Annotated in this window: 16 protein-coding genes; 11 read left to right on the top strand and 5 right to left on the bottom strand. The window is 72.1% G+C overall.

What is annotated here, in order from left to right; all coding sequences use genetic code 11:
* Positions 1-5: 5 nt before the first annotated feature.
* The 5 genes from HZB25_03405 to HZB25_03385 all read right to left on the bottom strand — a co-directional run bounded on the left by HZB25_03405 (position 6) and on the right by HZB25_03385 (position 5,641).
* Positions 6-938 (bottom strand): hypothetical protein, encoded by a 933-nt coding sequence (locus tag HZB25_03405; GenBank protein ID MBI5836271.1) that lies wholly within the window; start codon positions 936-938, stop codon positions 6-8.
* 37 nt (positions 939-975) lie between these two features.
* Positions 976-2,466: an MBOAT family protein gene (locus HZB25_03400; GenBank protein MBI5836270.1), complete on the bottom strand. Its 1,491-nt coding sequence runs from the start codon at positions 2,464-2,466 to the stop codon at positions 976-978.
* 174 nt (positions 2,467-2,640) lie between these two features.
* The gene (locus tag HZB25_03395; GenBank protein MBI5836269.1) at positions 2,641-3,492 is read right to left on the bottom strand and encodes a ChbG/HpnK family deacetylase; all 852 of its coding nucleotides are present in this window, start codon (positions 3,490-3,492) and stop codon (positions 2,641-2,643) included.
* On the bottom strand, positions 3,489-4,187 hold the full coding sequence (locus HZB25_03390; protein MBI5836268.1) for a glycosyltransferase family 2 protein: 699 nt from the start codon (positions 4,185-4,187) through the stop codon (positions 3,489-3,491). The genes HZB25_03395 and HZB25_03390 overlap by 4 nt, the downstream gene beginning before the upstream one ends.
* A 26-nt stretch (positions 4,188-4,213) precedes the next feature.
* Positions 4,214-5,641 carry a glycosyltransferase family 39 protein gene (locus HZB25_03385; protein ID MBI5836267.1) on the bottom strand — a complete coding sequence of 476 codons (1,428 nt, stop codon included), beginning with the start codon at positions 5,639-5,641 and terminating at the stop codon, positions 4,214-4,216.
* 273 nt (positions 5,642-5,914) lie between these two features.
* On the opposite strand from HZB25_03385, the gene HZB25_03380 reads away from it, so the two are divergent.
* From HZB25_03380 to HZB25_03330, 11 genes are all read left to right on the top strand, one after another.
* The gene (locus tag HZB25_03380) at positions 5,915-6,910 is read left to right on the top strand and encodes a PhoH family protein (GenBank protein MBI5836266.1); all 996 of its coding nucleotides are present in this window, start codon (positions 5,915-5,917) and stop codon (positions 6,908-6,910) included.
* Between the two features lie 7 nt (positions 6,911-6,917).
* Positions 6,918-9,164: an HDIG domain-containing protein gene (locus HZB25_03375; GenBank protein ID MBI5836265.1), complete on the top strand. Its 2,247-nt coding sequence runs from the start codon at positions 6,918-6,920 to the stop codon at positions 9,162-9,164.
* Positions 9,121-9,576, top strand: coding sequence for an rRNA maturation RNase YbeY (gene ybeY / locus HZB25_03370; protein ID MBI5836264.1), 456 nt, complete (start codon positions 9,121-9,123; stop codon positions 9,574-9,576). The genes HZB25_03375 and ybeY overlap by 44 nt, the downstream gene beginning before the upstream one ends.
* A 1-nt stretch (position 9,577) precedes the next feature.
* The gene (locus HZB25_03365; GenBank protein ID MBI5836263.1) at positions 9,578-10,834 is read left to right on the top strand and encodes an HlyC/CorC family transporter; all 1,257 of its coding nucleotides are present in this window, start codon (positions 9,578-9,580) and stop codon (positions 10,832-10,834) included.
* The gene (locus tag HZB25_03360) at positions 10,831-12,069 is read left to right on the top strand and encodes an HlyC/CorC family transporter (GenBank protein MBI5836262.1); all 1,239 of its coding nucleotides are present in this window, start codon (positions 10,831-10,833) and stop codon (positions 12,067-12,069) included. The genes HZB25_03365 and HZB25_03360 overlap by 4 nt, the downstream gene beginning before the upstream one ends.
* A 49-nt stretch (positions 12,070-12,118) precedes the next feature.
* On the top strand, positions 12,119-13,990 hold the full coding sequence (locus tag HZB25_03355; GenBank protein ID MBI5836261.1) for a hypothetical protein: 1,872 nt from the start codon (positions 12,119-12,121) through the stop codon (positions 13,988-13,990).
* On the top strand, positions 13,987-14,811 hold the full coding sequence (locus tag HZB25_03350) for a HEAT repeat domain-containing protein (protein ID MBI5836260.1): 825 nt from the start codon (positions 13,987-13,989) through the stop codon (positions 14,809-14,811). The genes HZB25_03355 and HZB25_03350 overlap by 4 nt, the downstream gene beginning before the upstream one ends.
* Positions 14,812-15,087: 276 nt before the next feature.
* Complete coding sequence (locus HZB25_03345; protein MBI5836259.1) at positions 15,088-15,525, top strand: hypothetical protein; 438 nt, start codon at positions 15,088-15,090, stop codon at positions 15,523-15,525.
* A 214-nt stretch (positions 15,526-15,739) separates the two neighbouring features.
* Positions 15,740-16,561 carry a DNA repair protein RecO gene (gene recO, locus HZB25_03340; GenBank protein MBI5836258.1) on the top strand — a complete coding sequence of 274 codons (822 nt, stop codon included), beginning with the start codon at positions 15,740-15,742 and terminating at the stop codon, positions 16,559-16,561.
* Entirely contained in the window at positions 16,558-17,556 is a 999-nt protein-coding gene (locus tag HZB25_03335) for a glycine--tRNA ligase subunit alpha (GenBank protein MBI5836257.1), read from the top strand. Before recO ends, HZB25_03335 begins: the two co-directional genes overlap by 4 nt.
* Positions 17,553-19,973 (top strand): glycine--tRNA ligase subunit beta, encoded by a 2,421-nt coding sequence (locus tag HZB25_03330; protein ID MBI5836256.1) that lies wholly within the window; start codon positions 17,553-17,555, stop codon positions 19,971-19,973. The genes HZB25_03335 and HZB25_03330 overlap by 4 nt, the downstream gene beginning before the upstream one ends.
* Positions 19,974-20,040 lie beyond the last annotated feature (67 nt).

Below are 20,040 nucleotides of genomic sequence, written 5' to 3'. Positions count from 1 at the left end.
GCTCCTTATCGGCGGACGGGCGCCGGTTCTTCAATCCCGGACGTCCCCCAAACCTCTCTCACGATACGCCGCATCACCGGCTCGCGGAAGTGGTAAGGGTCCTCGAAGTTCGCGCGTTCGCGGGTGAGGGCGCCCGGGACGTCGAAGTCATGCGTGGTGGCGATGGAGCGCAGGTCGGCCCGGAAGCGCTCCTGTTCCCGCAGCAGCCCGAAGTCCGCCACCCGCGACTGCAGGTCGGCATGCGTGGGGAACACGATGAACGTGAGCCGGATGCCCCGCTCGCGGCAGCGGTCCGCCATCCCCCGGAGGCCCTCGCGGAACTCCACGGGATAGGCGTAGTGGCGGTAACTGTCCGCGGCCGTCACCTTGAGCTGGTAGGCCCAGAACTGCTCGTGGTTCATGGGGGGGCGCTCGATCTGCGGCACGCGCCCGGTGACCATCGCCCGCACGCATGTGAACGCCGCCCGCACCACCGTTCGGTTCACGAAATAGAGGCACGGGTTCTCGGTGAGCTCGCGGTAGTCGGCGGTCCGGTCGTGGCGCGCGCGCGCGTTGTACATGTTGAAGTTTACGCCCACCACCACCGAGCGCAGCCGGGTTACGGAGTCGGCGAACCAGAACGTGCTCATGATCTCGGGCACCGACCCGCCGCCATAGGCGAAGTTGTAACAGTCCGCGCCCCCGGCGGCGCGGATCGCCTCGGGCTTGAGGGTCATCATGCGCGAGTCTCCGAGCAGGATGTCCGCCTTCGGCCGGCGCCGGAAGCGCAGCATCTCCCACAGCGGGTAGTTGAGCTTGGCGGAGGTGCGGGCCTTCACCTCGTCGGGGACCAGGTGCGAAACGCCCAGGAAGTTGTACGGGTCCACCAGCACCATGGCCACGCCAGAGGCCATCAGCGGCACCGAGAACAGCAGCAACCGGGCCAGGAAGCGTCTCACGCCGCAGGATCCCCCCGCGCCGCCCCGCGGGGCGGCGCTAGAACTGGAAGTAGATGAACTGCCGGGAGCGGTTGAACGCCCCGAGGAACAGGATGGCTGCGATCAGCACGTAGTACACCGCCCAGCGGAGCGCCACCGGGCGGGCGGCCAGCCGATCACGGACACGGCCGCCCTGCTGGTGCACCCGCTCCTGGTACACCTGCACCGCGAGGAGGCCCGCGATCACCGCGAGCGCGCACAGGAACTCCGACGGGCCCTGGTCCAGCAGCACGTTGGCCTTCAGGAACTCCCGGTCGTGCAGCCGGGACAGCGAGCCGCCCAGCCCGGAGAACAGGTGCCCCACGATGTGCAGCGCGTCGGAGGTGCTGTTGGCCCGGAAGAAGACCCAGGCCAGGCACGCCAGCGCAAACGTCAGCGGCATGCGCAGCGCGGCGGAGGAGTGGCGCAGCCACGCGGGCCATGACCCCATCCGGAAGCGGCTCCACAGGTCGTGGGCCCAGATTTCCGAGACCAGGTACAGTCCGTTGAGCCCGCCCCACACCACGAAGGTCCACTTTGCCCCGTGCCACAGCCCGCTCACCACGAAGGTGATCATGAGATTCAGCAGCCAGCGCCCCTTCGCGACACGGTTGCCGCCCAGCGAGATGTACAGGTAGTCGCGGAACCAGGTGCTGAGTGAAATGTGCCAGCGCTTCCAGAACTCGGCGATGCTGCGCGCGAAGTAGGGGCGCCGGAAGTTCGTCATGAGCTGGAAGCCCATTACCTGCGCGGCGCCGATGGCGATGTCGGAGTAGCCGGCGAAGTCGGCGTAGATCTGGAACGCGAAGAAGAACGTGGCCAGGGCCAGGGGCAGGCCCTCGTACTGCGTGGGCCGGTCGTAGACCTGGTTGACGAACGGCGCCAGCCGGTCCGCCACCACCACCTTCTGGAACAGGCCCCACAGGATGAGCTTCAGCCCGTCGGAGACCCTCGCGGGGTCGAAGTCGTGCCTGGCGTGGAACTGGTGCAGCAGGTTGCCGGGCCGCTCGATGGGCCCGGCCACCAGTTGCGGGTAGAACATCACGTACAGGGCGTAGATCCCGAAGTGTCGCTCCGCCGGGTGGTGCCCGCGGTACACCTCGATGGTGTAGCTCATGGCCTGGAAGGTGTGGAAGGAGAGCCCGATGGGCAGGATGATCCTCAGGAAGGGCACCGGGTTGGACACCCCCGCCAGGCCCAGCGCGTGAGCCAGATTGTCGTTGAGGAAGTTGTAGTACTTGAAGAACGCCAGCACCCCCACGTTGGCCACGATGCTGGCCACCAGGAACCACCTCCGCCGCGTCCCGGAGGCGCCCGCGATGGCGATGCCTGCGAAGTAGTCGATGACGATGGTGAAGACCAGGATCAGCAGGTAGACGGGGATGAACGCCATGTAGAACCAGCAGCTGGCGGCCAGCAACATGGCCCAGCGGAACCGGTGCGGCAGTCCGAAGAACAGCGCGGTGACAACGGCGAAGAAGATGAGGAACTGGATCGAGTTGAAGAGCATCGGATCCGTTCAGGCTCTAGAGGACACGCGCCGGGCCGCAGGAAGGGGGCTCCGCGTGCGCCCGAAAGTTGCCAGATTGTATCGCGTTTTCTGGATTTACGCCAGTGCCGCCTTGGAAAGTGGGGGCGCGGCTCCCGTGTCAGCCCCCGTCCGGAACGGGCAGGAAGGCCCGCCCTACAGGCAATCCCGGTAGCCCACCACCTCCACCCCCGCGCGGCGCAGGTCCTCCGCCAGGGCGGGATCGCGCGCCATCTCCAGCTCCGCGGGGCGGTCGCCCCACTCGCCGGCGGGGCTGCCCGCGGGCTCGCCCATGCCGGGGTGGCTGACCAGTTCCCACACCCCGGGCCCCATCCACGGAAGGGCCGCGCGCAGGTGGCTGGCCCGCAGGCGCCCGGCCTCGGCCACGCCCACCGTGCCGTCGGGGGTGAACAGCCCCGCGCGGCGGGCGGCGGTGCGGGCCCGGCGGCCGAGGCCGAAGAGCGCGCGCAGCATCGCGGCGCGCATGGGGCCCGCCCGGCCGGGGGCCGCGTCGGCCGGCGCGCGCACCGCCCGGATGCCGAAGCGCTTCGCCAGGCGCACGGTGACTTCGAAGAGCCCGGGGGCCAGGTGGAGGTGCTGATGGCTGTCGAGGTAGAGCGGTTCGAGGCCCGCGTCGCGGACGCGGGCGATCTGCGCCTCCCACTCGATCGCCACGATCGAGGGGCGGATGCTGCCGGTGGCATAGCGGGCGAAGAAGCGGAGGAAGTCGCGGGGCAGGGAGCCGTCCGGCCCGGCCAGGCCGGGCAGCCGCGCGGCGGGTGCCACCGCGCGCATCTCCACCGCCGCCAGGTGCACCCCCAGGCTCAGCCCGGGCATCTGGCGGGCCAGCCGCACCGCCCCCGCGAAGGCGGGGCCGCCGGCCAGCAGCGAGGCGTTGCGCACCAGGCCCTGGCGGTGCGCCAGGGCGATGCCCTCGTTGACCGGCCCGGAGTAGCCGAGGTCGTCGGCGGTCCACAGCAGGCGCCGCCGCCCGGGCGGGGACTTCATGCGGCGGAGACGACGGAGCCCGCGTCGCGGCGCGAGCCGCGGGTGCGGCCGCGGTACTCCCACATCTCGGCCAGGATCTTCAGGATCACGCCGGTGCCCGCCAGGCTGGATTTCCCCGCGGTGCGCTGGTAGAACATCATGCCCACCTCCCGCACCCGGAAGCCGTGGCGCAGGGCCTCCAGGATGATCTCGGCGTCAATGAAGCTGCCCTCGGAGCGCAGCTCGATCACCTCGAGCAGCCGCCGCCGCAGCACCTTGAACGCAAAATTCACGTCGCGCACGCGCAGCCCGAACAGGCGCCGGATGATCCAGTTGTAGGCCTTCGAGATCACCCGCCGCCGCAGCCCCTCGGTGCGCACCAGCCGGTAGCCGATGAGCAGGTCCGCCTCGCCCAGGTAGGGCAGCGCCAGCTTGATGTCGTTCATGTCGATGGGCAGGTCGGAGTCGGTGTAGATGGCGATGTCCTTGGTCGCCGCCGCGAAGCCGGTCTTCAGCGCCCCGCCCAGCTTGCGGTTGACCGGGTGGCGGATGCAGCGCACCTGCGGGTGGGTGCGGGCGATGCGTTCAACGATCTCGCCGCAGCCGTCGGTGGAGGCGTCGTCCACCACCACGATCTCGAAGTCGTCCGCCAGCTCGGGGGCCACCGCCAGCGTGCGGAAGATCATCTCCTCGATGTTGTCCTTCTCGTTGTACATCGGGAAGACGAAGGAGACGCTCTCGCTCACGGGGCCGCCTTTGCGGGTTTGTGGTACAGGAGGAGCCCATTGCCCCAGGGTCCGGATGGAGCCGCCACCCTCTGCAGAGCGGCCAGTTCGGCGGTGAGCTTGGAGGCGTGGCGCTGGCGCACCACCAGCCAGCACGGGCCCTCCCCGCGCAGCGCGAGCCGGACCTCGTCCGGGTCGTCCAGCGGCTCGTTGCGCCGCCCGGCGTAGTAGAGCGTGCCCGGCAGCCCGCCGCGGAACACGAACAGCGGCTCGGCCGCGGGAATCCGCCGCAATTCCGGGGCGATGCTGGCCGCGGAATAGTAACACACCAGCCGCGGGGCCAGCAGCGTGGCCCCGGCGGCCAGCGCCACCGCGGTCACGCCCCCGGCCACCCACGCGGCGCGGCGCGCGAAGCCCCCGGCGCGGCCGAGGCGCTGCGCGAGCAGCAACGCCAGCGCCGGGATCGCCGGGAGCACGTACGTGGGCAGCTTGGTGGCGGAGAGTGAGAAGAACACCGTCACCACCGCCACCCACGTCCACAGGTAGGCGCCCGGGCGAAAGGAGCCGCCCGCCGGAGTTGACCCCGTCCGCCGCAGCCACAGGGGCACGAAGAGGGTCCAGGGCAGGAACATGAGCGGCAGCCGCGGCAGGTAGTAGGCCAGCGGCCGCCCCGCGTGCTCCGGCTGGAGGAAGCGCACCAGGTTCTGCTGGCCCAGGAAGGCGTCCAGGAAGTGCCCCGGAAACCGCCACTCCATGTAGGCGTACCAGGGCGCGGCCAGTCCCACGCCCGCCAGCCCCGCGAGCCACGCGGCCCGGTTGCGCAGCGGCGCCCAGGTGCGCGCCGCCCCCGCGTAGGCGGCGACCTGCAGCGCGAGCAGCGCCGGCGCCACCGGGCCCTTGGTGAGCGTGGCCAGCGCCAGGCCCAGGCACGCGAGCGGGAAGCCGATCCGGATGCGGCCGGCCAGCAGCTCCCCGAAACCCAGCAGCGCCGCGGCCAGGAACAGCGTCAGCACCGAGTCGGTCACCGCCGCCCGAGCCACCACGGCGGAGTAGACGGCGGTGAGCGAGATCCACGCCGCCCAGCCGCCGGTGCCGGGCCCGTACCAGCGGCGGCCCCCCCACGCCAGCAGCCCGGCCAGCGCCGCGGCGGCCAGGGCCGAGGGCAGCCGGGCGGCCGTCTCGGTGGGCCCGAGGACGGCCTGCGAGGCGGCCTCCAGGGCGTAGAACAGCACCGGCTTGTCGAACCACGGCTGCCCGCCGTAGAAGGGCGCCAGCCATTCCCCCCGGCGCAGCATCTCGAGGCCGGCCTGCGCGTAGACGGGCTCGTCCGGGTCGAACAGGGCCGCCGAGCCCAGGCCCGCCCCCAGCGCCAGCAGGGCCGCGGCCCCGAGGTGCGCGGCCCGCGGCCCCGGGTGCACGACCGGCCGGCTAGTTGATTGATTCACAATGGCTTCCGACCTGGCGCAAAAGCCCTGATCCGGGGGCACCGCGCCGCCGATAACCGCATCAAATCCACCTTGACCCCCTCTGTCGGCCCTGATAGCGTCCACTATAGCAGGGCGTGCCCGTCGCCCGTAGGAAAGGGAGTGAATCGAAACGGACATCGTATTCGCAACCCTCTGGGCCTGCAGATTTTAGCTCTTGGTTGCCCGGGTTTCACCGGGAGGGGCCAAGAGTTTTGCGCTTTTTCGGCCTGACGGCCGGTTCGGGGAACTGCCGTGGAACGTTACACACAGCGACTCGCCCTCGGCACCATTGATCCGCTGAGTCTCCTGGGAAACGCGGACGCCAACCTGCGCGTGATCGAGCGGCGGCGGCCGGTCAGCATCGTCCTGCGCGACAGCCACATCAAGGTCGAAGGCGACCGGGAGCCCGTGGACGAGGTCGTCCGGCTCCTGGAGCAGCTCATCGAGCTGGTGCGGCGCGGCAAGCTCATCGAGCCCATGGACGTGGAGCAGCTCCTGGATCCCGCCTCCGCCGAGTCCGCCATGAGCGAGCTGGCCGAGCGGCCCATCACCTACGCCTTCGACAAGCGCACCATCAAGCCGCGCACCCCCAACCAGGTGGCGTACCTGCGCGCGATGGAAGATCACGACATCTGCTTCGCCATCGGCCCCGCGGGCACCGGCAAGACCTACCTGGCGGTGGCCGCGGCGGTGCAGGCGCTCAAGCGGCGGCTGATCGAGCGCATCGTGCTGGTGCGCCCGGCGGTGGAGGCCGGCGAGAGCCTGGGTTTCCTGCCCGGCGACATGCAGGAGAAGGTGGATCCCTACCTGCGGCCCCTCTACGACGCGCTGCAGGACATGATGAGCATGGAGAAGCTGCGCCGCTACATCGACCTCGGCGTGGTGGAGATCGCGCCGCTGGCCTACATGCGGGGCCGCACCCTCTCCGACGCCTTCGTGATCCTGGACGAGGCGCAGAACACCACCATCAACCAGATGAAGATGTTCCTCACGCGCCTGGGCCAGCACTCGCGGGCGGTGATCACCGGCGACATCACCCAGATTGACCTGCCCAACAAGGCGTCCTCGGGACTGCTCCAGATCGAGGGCGTGCTGGGCGACGTGGAGGGCATCCGGTTCCTGCACTTCCACGAGCGGGACGTGGTGCGCCACCGCCTGGTGCGCGACATCGTGCTGGCGTTCGAGCGCGTGGAGAAGGCCGCCGCGGACGCGGCCGCCTCCAACGGCGACGCGAAGCGGGGGGAGTGAGCACGGCGTGAGCGGGGGCTTGAAGGCTGCCACGGGGCGCTGGTCGCCCCGTTCGGACATCGGCCGCTACCACCTGGTGCGGGCGCTGCTTTCGCTCGCCACGTTCGCCGGGGTGATGCTGCTGTTCCCCGGCAACGGGCCCAACTCGCTGCTGCGGATGCGCGTGGGACAGGTGTCCCCGCGCAAGATCGTGGCCCCGGTGTCCTTCCGGGTGTTCAAGTCCTCCGAGCAGCTCGAGGCCGAGCGCCGCGCCGCGGAGAACGCGGTGCCCGCGGTGGTGTCGCTGGATTCCGCCGCGGCAGACGGCGCGCTGGGCCGCCTGGCCGCCTACGCCTCGCAGGTGAGGGCGCTGGGCCGCACCCCGGGCCTGACCACCGAGGCGCGCGCCGCCGCGCTGCAGAACCTCGGCCCGCGCCTCTCGCCGGCCTCGCGCCAGGTGCTGGCCTCGCCGCGGCTGGCCGCGGCGGTCACCGAGACCGCGCGCCGCTCCCTGGCGGAGAGTTACGCCCACGGCATCCTCAACGGGCAGGACCTGAGGCAGGTCCGCCGCGCGCCCGAGGCCGCGGTGCTGGTTCCCGGCCAGGCCGAGCGGCACCAGCCCAGCAACCGGTTCATGGACGAGGACGACGCGGTGTCCGAGGCCCGGGTGGCCGGCGGGCAGGTCTGGGGGGAAGGCTCCGCGGCGGCCGAGGCGGTGGCCGACGTGGTCCGCGCCTTCGTGAGCCCCAACGCCGCGGTGGACCTGCGCGAGCTGGAGTCCCGCCGGGCCGAGGCGGCCGCGCGCGTGGGCCAGTTCACCAGCAGCGTGCTGCAGGACGAGAAGGTCATTGACGCCCACGAGCGCGTCACCGAGGAGACCTATCTCAAGCTGCGCTCGCTGGACTACGCCCTGAGCCAGGAACGGCCCATGTCCGCGCCGGCGCTGGCCGGCTGGTGGCCGCGCCTGGGGCGCGCCCTCACCACGCTGCTGCTGCTGGTGGTGTTCGTGCTGTACCTCAAGCTGTACCGGCCCACCATCTACCGCGACACCTCGCTGCTGGCGCTGCTGGCGGTGATCACGCTGTTCGTGCTGGCGGTGGCCTCGCTGGCGGTGCGGGTCTTCTACATCTCCGAGTACCTGATCCCCACCGCGGTGCTGCCGATCCTGGTCACGCTGCTCTTCGAGCACCAGCTGGCGCTGTTCACCGGGCTGCTGCTGTGCGTGCTGGTGGCCTCGGTGGCGGACCTGGGGCTGCCGTTCGTGGCGGTCTCGGCGGTGAGCGTGCTGGCCTCGGTGGCCTCGGTGGCCCGCCTGCAGCGGCGTTCCGACTTCTACCGGGTGATGGCCGGCGTCTCGGTGGCCTACGTCCTCTCGGTCACCGCCCTGGGCCTGGGCACGCAGGGCCCCGGCCAGGGACTGCTCACCGACATCGGCTGGGGCGTGATGAACGGCGTGCTGTCCACCGCCATCGCCATCCTGGTGCTGCCGCTGCTGGAGAACCTCTTCGGCGTGACCACCGACGTGACCCTGCTGGAACTGACCGACCTCAACCGGCCCATGCTCCGCCGCCTGCTGCTGGAGGCGCCCGGCACGCACCACCACAGCGTGGTGGTGAGCCAGCTGGCGGACGCCGCCGCCAAGGCCATCGGCGCCAAGGACCTGCTCTCGCGCGTGGGCTCGCTGTACCACGACATCGGCAAGATCTCGCGGGCCGAGTACTTCCGCGAGAACCAGGGCAGCTCGCGCAGCCCGCACGACAAGCTGGCGCCCACCATGAGCGCGCTCATCCTGGCCTCGCACGTGAAGGAGGGCCTGGAGATGGCCCGCAAGCACGGCCTGCCGCGGGCGCTGCGCCCGTTCATCGCCGAGCACCACGGGACCGGGCTGATGGCGTTCTTCTACCACAAGGCGCTGGAGCAGGAGGGCTCGGCCGACGAGCACCTGTTCCGCTACCCGGGCCCCAGGCCGCGCAGCCGCGAGACCGCCATCGTCATGCTGGCCGACGGCGTGGAGGCGGCGTCGCGCTCGCTGGTGGAGCCCACGCCCAGCCGCATCCGCGGCGTGGTGACGCGCATCCTCGACGAGCGCGCCCGCGACGGGCAGCTGGACGACTGCGGCCTGACGTTCCGCGACCTGGCCCAGGTGCGCGAGGCCTTCATCCCGATCCTGACCGCGGTGCACCACCCGCGCATCAGCTACCCCGTGATCGAACCGCGCCGTCGCGAAGGCGATGCCCACCGAGATCGCGAATCGCTGCCCCGCAGCGAAGCCTGACGCCGCCGCGCTGCGCCGCCTCGTGGGCGGCGTGCTTCGCGCGGAAGGCGCGCCCGCCCGGCCGGTGACGCTGGTGCTGGCCGACGACGCATTGCTGCGCGGCCTGAACTCCCGCTTCCGCGGCATCCATCGCGCCACCGACGTCCTGAGCTTCGACCCGCCCCCCGGCCCCGGCGACGAGGCGCCCGCGGAACTGTACGTGTCCATGGACCGCGTGGAGGTGCAGGCCCGCCGGTACCGGGTGAGCCCGCAGCAGGAGCTGGCCCGCCTCCTGATCCACGGCACGCTGCACCTGCTGGGCCACGACCACCACCGCGCCGGGGAGCGCGCCCGCATGCGCTCCCGGGAGCGTGCGCTGCTGCGCGAGCTGTACGACCCCGCCCGCCCGCTGTTCACCCGCCGGAAGAACTGACGTGATCCTGAACCTATGCGTGGCGCTCGCGGCCCTGCTCGCGCTGGCCGCATTCTTCTCGGTGTTCGAGACCGCGTTCTTCTCGATGAGCCGCGTGCGGCTGCGCCAGGTCACCGAGCGCCGCCCCGGCGCCGAGGTGGACGCCCTGGCCGGGCTGTTGGCGCGCCCGCAGGAGCTGGTGGTCACCGTGGTGCTGGGCGTCACCCTGGTGAATATCAACGTGGCCGTGGTGGGCGCCATCCTGCTGCACGCGGTGTTCGGGGAGCGCCTGGGGCCGCGCACCTTCCTGGTGGTCGAGTCGTTGATCGTGACCTTCGTGCTGCTGGTGCTGGGCGAGATGGCGCCCAAGATGTTCGCGCTGGCGCACGCCGAGAGGCTGGCGCTGCAGCTGGCGCGGCCCATGCGGCTGATCTCGCGGCTGCTGGGGCCGGTGGCGCGCCCGGTGTCCCGCTGGCTCGCGGTGGACGCGCTGTTCGGCCGCGTGGGTCACGGGGGCGAGCTGGTCACGGTGGAGGAGCTCAAGACCATCGTGGAGGCCGGCGGGCGCGAGGGGGCGCTGGACGCCGGCGAGCGGGACCTGCTGCAGGGCGCCATCCGCATCGGGGAGGTGCGCGCGGGCGAGGTGATGGTGCGCCGCGAGGACATGGTGGCGGTGGAGGCCGACGCCGACGGCGACGAGGTGGTGGCCACGGTGCGCGAGACGTGGCACTCGCGACTGCCGGTGTACCAGGGCACGCTGGACCGCGTGATCGGGATCGTGCGCGCCAAGGACCTGCTGCCCTACCTGGAGCGGGACGCGCACACCGTCCCGGTGCGCGACCTGATGATCGAGCCCACCTACGTGCCCGCCGGGATGCCCGTGGACGACGTGCTGCGCCAGCTGCAGGCGCAGCACAGCCAGGTGGCCATCGTGACCGACCCGGAGGGCCGCGCCCTGGGCCTGGTGACGCTCGAGGACGTGCTGGAGCAGCTGGTGGGCGACCTGCAGGCTGAGTACTCGGGGGAGACCCCCGCGGTGGAGATGCTCGAGGGCGGCGACGCGCTGGTGCAGGCGCGCGTGGACCTGCGCGACGTCAACCGGCTGCTGGGCCTGGCCCTCCCGCTGGACCGCGGCCGCACGCTGGGCGACCTGGTGCGCAACCTCCTGCCGGGCCCGCCGGTGGAGGGCGAGTCGGCGCGGGCGGGCGGCGTGGAGCTCGCGCTCGAGTCGGTGGTCGGCGGGCAGGTGCGCGCGGTGCGCGTGACGAGGCAGCCGTGATCCTGGTGCTCGTGGTCGTGGCGCTGGCGGTCACCGCGCTCTTCGACGCGCTCGACACCGCGCTGCTCTCGGTGAACCGCTACCGCATGAAGCACCTCGCCGAGAAGGGCCGCCGGCGCGGGCAGGCGGTGGTGCACGCGCTGGGCAATCCCATGCTCATGCCCGGCACCACGCTGGTGGCCGTGAACCTGGGCATCGTGGTGGCGTCCTCGGCCGCCACGCTGTGGTCCCTGGAGCGGTTCGGGCGCTGGGGCCCGGTGGGCGCGGAAGTGGTGCTCACCCCGGTGGTGCTGGTGCTGGCCGAGATCCTGCCCAAGCTCTACGGCCGCAAGCACGCCGACCGGCTGGCCCTGGGCCTCATCCCGGTCCTGTACGCCTTCTACTACGCGCTGTACGCATTCACCTGGGCCGTGACGGTGAGCGCCCGGGCGGTGCTGCGCGCCCTGGGCGCCGGCCGCGGCAGCGCGCGCTTCCTGTTCACGCGCGACGAGCTGGAGGCCCTGGTCAGCGAGAGTGAGAGGGCCGGCGCGGTGGAGCCCGAGCAGGGGCGGATCCTCTCCAGCGTGTTCGTCTTCGGCGAGACGCGCCTCGAGGAAGTGATGGTGCCGCGCACCGAGATCGCCGCCGTGGAGAAGACCGAGACGCTGCGCGAGACGCTGCACGCCTTCCGGCGCCACGGCTTCTCCCGCATGCCGGTCTACGACGAGCACCCCGACCGCATCGTCGGCATGGTGCACGTATTCGACCTGTTCCGCGTGGAGGACTGGGACCAGACCGTGGAGACGGTCATCCACCCGGTGCTGTTCGTGCCCGAGGCCCGCAAGTGCGACGACCTGCTCAAGGACATGCAGCTCAGGCACGTGCACATGGCGGTGGTGCTGGACGAGTACGGCGGCACCGCCGGCATCGTGGGCTTCGAGGACCTGGTGGAGGAGCTGGTGGGCGAGATCGCCGACGAGCACGAGGAGACCGGCCAGGAGCTGCGCTCCGAGGGGCCGGGGGTGTTCCTGGCCGACGCGCAGTCCAAGGTGGACGAGGTGAACGAGCAGCTGGGCCTGGCCCTGCCGGAAGGCGACTACGAGACGCTGGCCGGGCTGCTGCTCGAGCGGATGGGGCGGATCCCGCGGCGCGGGGAGAGGCTGGCGCTGCCGGGCGTGGAGATCGAAGTGACCATCGCCGACCGGCGCCGGGTGAAGCAGGTGCGGCTGCGGCAGACTTCCGAGGGCGGCGCGTGAGCCTCGTCCGCCCGTGGCGCGGCGGTTTCGTGCGCGGCGCGGCGCCCCGATGAGCCGCGAGCGCGGCGCGGCCCTCGCGGCCGTCCTGGCCTGCGTGGCGGCGGCGCTGTGGGTGTACCGCGGCGCGCTCGGCGCCTACTTCTCGCCCGACGACTTCATCATGCTCGAGAAGGCGCGCGGGCTGCTCCCCAACCCGGTCTCGCCGTGGCGGCTGTTGTCCGGGCCGGCCTACTTCGGCGCCGCCGCTCCGGCCTTCGGCGTCGCGCCCTTCGGCTATCACCTGGTGAACTGGCTGCTGCACGGGCTGAATGTGGCGCTGCTGTTCGCCTTCGCGCGCTCGCGCGGGCATGGCGTGCCGGCGGCGGCGCTGGCCGCGGGGCTGTTCGGGACCAGCCGGCTCTACTTCTCGGCGGTGTACCCGGCCACCGGCGTGGGCGAGCTGCTGGCGCTGGGGCTGGTCCTGGGCTCGCTCACGCTGGCGGCGAAAGCCCGGGGGTGGGCCGGGATGGCGGCACCCCTGGCGCTCCTCGCCGCGGCGCTGCTGTGCAAGGAGAACGTGCTCCTGCTGCCGCTGGTGCTGCTGCTGCCGGCCGCGGCCGGGCCCGCGGTTTCCGGGGCGCCGTCGCCCGCCTTCGCCCGGCTGCGCGTGGCGGCGCTGCTCGCGCCGGGGGCGCTGATCGCGCTCTACCTGGGCCTCACGCACGTGCGCACCGGCAGCCTGGCCGGCAGCGCCTACGCCATGGGCTTCGGCGGGAACCTGTTCCACAACCTGATGACGTACTGCGCGTGGATCGTGGACCTCGCGGGCGTGGCGCCGGACGCGGCGGGGCGGATCTCGTTCGACGCCTGGCGCACCGGGGCGTTGGTGGCCATCCTGTGGGCGGCGGTGGCGGCGCTGGCGTGGCGGCGCACCACGCTGCCGGCCGCGGGCGGCGCGTGGTTCCTGCTGGCCCTGGCGCCGGTGCTGCCGCTGCTGCACCACAGCTACCTGTACTACCTGTACACGCCGCTGGCGGGCGCGGCGCTCGCGGCGGCGGGCGTGCTGGAGTGGGTGACGGCGCCGCGCGGTGCGGGCGTCGCCGCAGGGGCCGGTGCGGAGCGCGCCGGCGGGAAGGGCAGGCGTGGTGGGGGCAGGGAGGCGCGTGGCGGGGCAAAGGGTTCGAACGGGGAGGGGGCCGCGCCGCCGTCCCCTGCCCGCGGGGCCGTGCCCCGGGAGGCGTGGGTGTACGCGGCGGTCGCGGCGGCGGTCCTGGCGCACGCCATCGTTTCCGACCGGCTGCTGGCCCGGCGCGCGGGTGCGCGCCTGCAGGGCATCGACCTGCCGGCCGATCCCTACTTCCGCAAGAGCGAGATGGCGCGCCGGATGGCAGCCGACGTGGGCCGGGGTCTCAAGGGCGGTCACGTGAAGGCGCTGTTCTTCGTGCCGCGCGGTTCGCAGAAGGCATTCGATACTGTGACGGGACAGCAAGTCCAGGCCGGCGCGCCGGGGCACCGCACCTACGACCTGGCGCAGGAGGCCTTCGACGACGGTCGCGCGCTGCGGATGCTGTACCCGTCCCTGGATACCGTCTCATTCACCCACCGCTGGCTGCCCGAGCACGGCGATTTCGACGTGTTCCTGTACAACGGCGAAGGCCGCGTGCTGATCGTGGGCCGCGGCCCCGAGGCGCACCGGGCCATGGTCACCGGCATGCTGAGCCGCGACAACCGCGCCGCGGCCCTGGAACATCTCGAGACGGTGGTGCCGCTCTACCCGGACGATTCGTGGCTGCGTTTTCGCTACGCGCTGCTGCTGGGCCTGGGCGGCCGCCCGGCCGAGGGCGAGGCGCAGCTGCGCGAGCTGCTCCGCCGAACTCCCGCGGGCCGGGACGCCGACCAGGCCCGCGCCCTGCTGGAACGGATCCGGGTGCAGGCGCGGTGACCGCCGGGTTGCGGTGGGTCGGGCGTGCGCGGGGCTGCGCCGGTTGGATCGTGGGCGCGGGCCTCGTCGCGGGGGCCAGTCTTGCGGCCGGGACCGGCCGGGCCGGCCCGGCGCCTCCCGCGCAGGCCGGGGCGGCGGCGCAGACCGGGGCGAAAACGTCGCAGGCCGGGGCGTTGGTGGCGCAGACCGTCCCGGAGCCGCCGGACTCGGCGGTCCTGGCGGCCCTAGGCGACTCCTCGCTCGCGGCCCGCGAGTGGGGCTACGCCGAGGCGGGTCGGCGGCGGCTCGCCGCCGCGGTTCCCCTGGCGCTGCGGCGTCTGGAGGCGGGGGAGCTGGCCGACGGGCGGGAGTACATGGCCGCCGAGGCCTACGCGATGATCCGCATGCTGGGGGCCGTGGGAGACACGGCCGCCCTGCGGCCGCTGAGCGAGCTCACGAAGTACCCCGACTTCACCACGCGCGTCGAGGCGGTGCGCGCGCTGGGCGCGCTCACGGACTCGCGGGCCGCGCCGCTGCTGCGCGCCATGGCCCGCGGGCCGTGCCGCCGGATTCCCTACGCGCTCCTCCAGGCGCTGGCGTTTTCCCTGGGACGGATCGGGGACTCCACGGACGCCCCGCTGTTCCGCCGGTGGGCGCACCAGTGCCCGAGGATCCGCAACGAGGCGCTGGAAGGCCTGGGGCTGACCTCCGGGATGGACGCCCTGCGCCGGGAGGTCCGGGCCATCCTGGGCCCGCATCCCCCCCGGAAGCTGGCCCACGAGCTCCACCTGCTGGAGATCGGGGTGCAGCACGAGCGGCTGGAGCGGGAGGGGAAGATATGAGGCCCGGGCCGGAACTTGGTAACGGCCTATCGGTACTGAAGTTACTTGAGTTAGCCAGCATCCACACCACTCGCGGGAGCATCCCAACTCCATAAGGTCACGACTCCGGGCCGCGCAATCAGTCCGGATGCTCCACCCCCCTGGTCCCCGGGCTCCCCCCTGTGCCCGGAACATGATCCTGAAACGGCCGCCCGATCCGCTCCCGAGCACGGAGCGTGCGCCCGCCTCGAGCCGGGTCGGTCCGTCTTCGCCCCGTGCCCAGTGGAGATCCGATCCATGAACCGTCGTGTTGCTACTGCATCGGCCCTCGCGGCCCTCGCGCTCACGGTGGCGGCCCATGCCCCCGCGGCCACCATCCCTGTTTCCATCCTCAAGAACGGAGTGACGAACTTCAAGTTCACTCCCGCCACCGTCACCGCCCAGCTGGGCGATTCGGTGAAGTGGACCAACAGCACCACCCTCATCCACACGGCTTCGAGCGGCGACTTCAACGGCGGCCAGGACGGGGTGTTCGACACCGGCCTGATCGCGGCCAACGCGACCAAGGTGAGCAAGATGCTGGTCTCCGGGGACCATCCCTACTTCTGCCAGGTCCACGGCGACCCGGACTTCTACCCGGGATTCGTGGGACTGGTCCACGTGCCCGCGCCGACCCCGGTGAAGGCCCAGACGTGGGGCCGGATCCGGAGGGCCTTCCTCTCGGGCGCACGGTAGGCCGGGGCGCGATCCACGACGCGGACGCAGGTTGCAGGATGCGAACGGGGGCGGCCCCACAGCCGCTCCCGTTCGTGATTTCGGGACGCTCCGGCTTTCCACGGACGCCGCGCGCCTTCCCGACCCCAGCCCCGATGGACTCCGCGCCGCTCCTCCTGTTAGAATCGCGCCAGTCACAAGGCGGCCGATCCCGCGAACGCAGGTCTATCCACCCTTGATCCTATCGACCGAAGCCATCGTCCTCCGGACCTACCCGTTCGGCGACACCAGCCGCATCGCGGTGCTGCTCACCCGTGACCGCGGCAAGATGCGCGTGATGGCCAAGGGCGTGCGCGGACCGCGCAGCCGGATGGGCTCGCAGCTGGAGCTCTTCTCGGTGGTGCAGGCGGTGTACTACGACAAGGCCGGCCGCGAGCTGCAGCTGCTCAAATCGGCGGACCCGCTGCGGGTGCACCCGGGGCTGGGGGCCGACGCGGCCCACCTGGCCTTCGGCAGCGCGGCGCTGGAACTGTGCGACCAGGGCGTGACCGGGGAGGAATCCGGGCCGGAGTGCTTCGCGCTGCTGGCGGAGGTGCTGGAGCGCCTCGAGCACGCCGGCCGCGACCGCCTGGGCCTGATCTTCGCCTCCTTCGAGCTGGAGGTGGCGGCGTGCCTGGGCTACCGGGCCGCCTTCGCGGCGTGCCCCGGGTGCGGCTCGAGCGCGCGCGAGAGGCTGCGCTTCCACCCGGAGGACGGCGCGCTGGTGTGTGCCGCGTGCGCCGCCTCGCGCGGCCCGCTGGAAACGGTGTCCGCCGGCGCGGCCGACTGGCTGCGATATCTCAACGGCGACACCGCCACCGAACCGCCCATGCCGGGCGGGGACCGCGGCGCGCTGCGCGAGGCGGCGCGCCTGATCCAGCTGTTCCTGGCCGCGCACCTGCACAACTTCCGCGGCCTCAAATCGCTCGAGATGCTCAAGCGTCTCGAGGTCCGGGACGAACCGGGCCCCGCGCCGGCGGGGCCAGCGATCCCAACACCTGAGGAACCGAGCCCATGACCCGCACCACGCCGCCCACGTTCCAGGAAATGCTGCTGGGCCTCGAACGCTTCTGGGTGGAGCGCGGTTGCGTGCTGGCCCAGCCCTACAGCAGCGAGGTGGGCGCCGGCACGTTCAACCCGGCCTCGTTCCTGCGCGCGCTGGGCCCCGAGCCGTGGAAGGTGGCCTATGTGGAGCCCTCGCGCCGCCCCAAGGACGGCCGCTACGGGGAGAACCCCAACCGCTTCCAGCAGTTCTTCCAGTACCAGGTGCTGCTCAAGCCGGCGCCGGCGGACGTGCTGGACCTTTATCTCCAGAGCCTCAAGGCCATGGGCATCGACACCGAGTTCCACGACATCCGCTTCGTCGAGGACGACTGGGAAAGCCCCACGCTGGGCGCCTGGGGCCTGGGCTGGCAGGTGTGGATGGACGGTACCGAGATCAGCCAGTTCACCTACTTCCAGCAGTGCGGCGGGATTGACCTGGACGTGATCTCCGCGGAGCTGACCTACGGGCTGGAGCGCATCGCGCTGGAGGTGCAGGGGCTGGAGCGCGTCCACGACGTGGTGATGGCGCGCGACCCGGCGTGGCCCGGCGGGGGGGTGACGTGGCAGGACCTGTGGCTGCGGAACGAGCAGGAGTACTCGAAGTACAACTTCGAGGAAGCCGACGTGGAACAGCACTTCCGCATGTTCGAGTTCTACGAGAAGGAGGCGCAGCGGCTGCTGGACCTGCGCCTGGTGATGCCCGGCTATGACTGCGTGATCAAGTGTTCGCACGCCTTCAACATGCTGGACGCGCGCGGCGCCATCTCGGTGAGCGAGCGCGTGGGCTACATCGCGCGCGTGCGCAAGGTGGCGCGCAAGGCGGCCGTGGGGTTCCTGAAGCAGCGCGAGGAGATGGGCTTCCCGCTGGGCCGCGCCGACGGCCGGGGCGGGTCCGCGGCGGAACTCCCGGCGGCCCCGCCGGCGGCGAAGCGGCGCGCGGCCGGGGCGGAAGGGGCGGTGGGCGCATGAGCGGCGGGAACTTCCTGCTGGAAATCGGCGTCGAGGAACTCCCGGCGGACTACGTGCGGCGCGCGTGGCAGGAACTGGCGCGTTCGAGGGCGCTGACCGAGGCGCTCGGCGGGGCCGGCGCGTTCCGCATGCTGGGGGCGGAGCACGGGCTGTACACGCCGCGGCGCCTGGCGATCGTGGCCGCGGGCGTGCCGGAAAAGCACCCCGACCAGGAGCTGGAAGTCACCGGCCCGGGCCGCAAGGTCGCCTTCGACGCCGAGGGCAGGCCGACGCGGGCGCTGGAGGGATTCCTCAAGGGCCAGGGCGTGTCGCTGGAGCAGATCCACTTCGTGCAGACGCCCAAGGGCGAGTACGTGGCCGCGCGTGTGACCCGCACCGGCGCCTCGGTGCGCGAGGCGCTGCAGAAAGCCATCCCCGAGGCCCTGGCGGCGCTGTCATTTCCCAAGACCATGCGCTGGGAGCCCACGGGCGCGCGCTTCGCGCGGCCGGTGCGCTGGATCGTGGCGCTGCTGGACGGCCGGCCGCTGGAAGTGTCCTTCGCCGACGTGACCTCGGGGGTGCGCACCGCCGGCCACCGCTTCTTCCACCCGGGCTTCTTCGAGCTGAAGGGCCTGGGCCGCGGCGCGGCGGGGGAGAAGCTGCTGGAGGGCTACCTGGCCGCGTTGCGCGAGCGCGGCGTGATGGTGAGCGCCGCGGACCGCCGCCGCGAGATCCGCGCCGGGCTGCGCCGCCTGGCGGCCGCCGCCGGCGGGACGCTGCTCGAGGACGAGGAACTGGTGGAGATCACAGCCGACCTGGTGGAGTGGCCCGCCGTGGTGTGCGGCGGGTTCGACCCCGCCTACCTGGACCTGCCGCGCGAGGTCATCGTTACCGCCATGCGCGAGCACCAGCGCTACTTCGCGGTGCTCGACGCCGGCGGGAGCCTGAAGCCCGCGTTCCTCTGCGTGGCCAACGCCTGCCGCGCGTACCTGGAGGAGCGGCTGGGACAGGACGTGGCCGGGGGACTGGCGCGCGGGTTGCACGCCATCCTGGAGTCCGCGGAGCCCGGCGCGCTGGGGGAGGTGCAGCGCCACCCCGAGCGGGCGCGCGAGACCACGCTCTCGGCGCTGGACGAGGTGCTCTCACCCATCGCGCGCGGCAACGAGCGCGTGCTCAAGGCGCGCCTCGACGACGCGCGCTTCTACTGGGACACCGACCTCGCGCGCTGGCGCAAGACCGTCGCCGCCCCCGCCGAGGAGCAGGCGGAGCCGCTGAAGGGCATCGTGTGGCTGGAGGGCTGGGGCAGCGTGCACGAGAAGGCCGGGCGCGTGTCGCGCCTGGCGCGCTCGATCGGCGCCGCGGCGGGCGTGGCGCCGGGCTCGGTGGCCGCGCTGGAGCGCGCGGCGTGGCTGATGAAGCTCGACCTGACCGCCGAGATGATCAAGGACGGCAAGGAGTTCACCAGCCTCGAGGGCCGCATGGGCGCGCTGTACGCCGAGCGCTGCGGGGAAGCGGCCGAGGTGACCGGGCCCATGGCGGAGCACTACCTGCCGCGCGAGTCGGTGACCGAAGCCGGGGACCGCGCCTTCCTGGTCACCGGGGGGGAAGCCGCGGCGGGAGCCGCGGAGGTGCGGAGCAAGCTGCACTCCACGCGCGAGGCGCGCGCGCTGGCGCTGCTCGACAAGCTGGACTCGGTGGCCGGCTTCTTCGCCGCCGGTCGCATCCCCAAGGGCTCCGAGGACCCCTTCGGCGTGCGCCGCGCGGGCAACGGGCTGGTGGCGCTGCTGCTGGCCGACCACATGGCGCTGCCCCGCGCGCACGTGGAGGAGGCCCTGCGCGGCTATGGCGAGCGAGTGCCCGCCGATGCGCTGCCCGGGCTCTCCGCGCAGGTGTTCACGTTCCTCGCCGCGCGGCTTCGCGCGTTTCTGGCCGACTACTCCACCGAGGCGGTCAACGCCGCGCTGGAGGCCGGCCGAATCCTGGAAGGCGAGGTGTTCGATCCGCTGGATGCGGCCGCCCGCGCCCGGGTGATGCACGACCTCCTGGGCGGTGGGGGCGCCGACGCCCGGGCCCGCGAGGAGCTCTACGGCCTGTCCACGCTGTACAAGCGAGTCTCCAACATATTGAAAGAAAGCAACTTAGACCCAAGCGACGGCACCGAGGACGGTCTTGAGCCCGGGGACCGAAAGCTGTGGGACGCCCTTGAGGAGGTCTCCCCGCGGGTGCTAGAATGCTACCGTGGTCGGCGCTACGACGAGGCGCTGGGCGAACTACTCCGCCTGCGCGCCCCGATTGACCAGTTCTTCCTGGATGTCCTGGTGATGGCCGAGGACCCGGCCGTGCGGGACAGGCGGTTGAAGCTGCTGCGCCGCACCCAGAGGCTGCTGCTGGGCGGTTGGGATTTCTCGCAGGTCTCCGTGCCAGCTTCCGCGTCCTGATTTCCTACCCCTCCCTGAGGTTCCACGTTCGCAGCCCGCGCACCGGGTGCCGATGGCACCTTGCGCG

The sequence above is a fragment of the Candidatus Eisenbacteria bacterium genome (assembly GCA_016235265.1).
GTDB lineage: Bacteria > Eisenbacteria > RBG-16-71-46 > RBG-16-71-46 > JACRLI01 > JACRLI01.
The sequence above is the reverse complement of the archived record's forward strand: the minus strand, read 5'-3'. Positions and strand labels throughout refer to the sequence as shown.